The sequence below is a fragment of the Streptomyces sp. NPDC026538 genome (assembly GCF_055567535.1).
The window spans coordinates 1-1,034 of the sequence record NZ_JBVHQG010000038.1; the positions used below are offsets into that span (position 1 = coordinate 1).

General features: G+C 69.9%; 1 protein-coding gene. It reads left to right on the forward strand.

The window, feature by feature from the left end; all coding sequences use genetic code 11:
- The first annotated feature begins 1 nt into the window (after position 1).
- A complete protein-coding gene (locus tag ACZ4N4_RS46340) occupies positions 2-973 on the forward strand; it encodes an alpha/beta hydrolase (RefSeq protein WP_467600954.1) in 972 nt (323 codons plus the stop codon).
- Positions 974-1,034: the final 61 nt, after the last annotated feature.

The following is a 1,034-nucleotide window of genomic DNA, read 5'->3' on the forward strand; positions in this document are numbered from 1 at the left end:
CATGGCTGGTAATCCTCGTAACATCGCTCTGGAGCCTGCCGCGCAGGCGTTCGTGGACGCCACGTCGGAGCCGCCGTTCCTCTACCAGATGACTCCCGAGGACGGGCGCAAGACGGTCGACGGTGTACAGGACGCGCCGATCTTCAAGCCGGAGATCGACGAGGAGTGGCAGGAGGTCCTCGGCGGACCTACCGGCAGCGTCAAGATCCGCATCGTGCGTCCGGCGGACTCGGCCGGCACCACCCTGCCGGTCATCCTCTACGTCCACGGCGCCGGCTGGGTCTTCGGCAACGCCCACACCCACGACCGCCTGGTACGGGACCTGGCCGTCGGCGCGAACGCCGCGGTGGTCTTCCCCGAGTACGACCGCTCGCCCGAGGTCGGCTACCCCGTCGCGCTCGAGCAGAGCTACGCCGCCGCCCAATGGATCGTCAGCAACGGCGCCGACAACCACCTCGACGCAACCCGCATCGCCGTCTCCGGCGACTCCGTCGGCGGCAACATGGCCACCGCGCTGACCCTGCTGGCCAAGGAGCGCGGCGACGTCCACTTCGTCAAGCAGGTGCTGTTCTACCCGGTGACCAACGCCGCGTTCGACACCGCTTCCTACGACGAGTTCGCCGAGGGCTACTTCCTCTCCCGCGAGGGCATGAAGTGGTTCTGGGACCAGTACACGATCAGCGAGGAGGAGCGCGGCCAGATCACCGTCTCGCCGCTGCGGGCCAGCCTCGAGGACCTCGCCGGGCTGCCGCCGGCCCTGATCATCACCGCCGAGGCCGACGTCCTGCGCGACGAGGGCGAGGCCTACGCCGCCCGTCTGCGCCAGGCCGGCGTCGCCGCGACCAACGCCCGCTTCGGCGGCATCGTCCACGACTTCGTCATGGTCAACGGCCTGCACGACACCGAAGCCGCCAAGCACGCCATCCTCCTGGCCGTCGCCAGCCTCAAGGAAGCCCTCGGCACCACCGCCTGACCCACCCCGACGGCGGCCGCCCACCCCGGCGGCCGCCACGGAAAACACCTCCATGGCACGA

What these genes read in the sequence shown, in the direction of transcription:
- ACZ4N4_RS46340 (WP_467600954.1), top strand. Translation starts at nt 2, where the DNA reads ATGGCTGGTAATCCTCGTAACATCGCTCTGGAGCCTGCCGCGCAGGCG.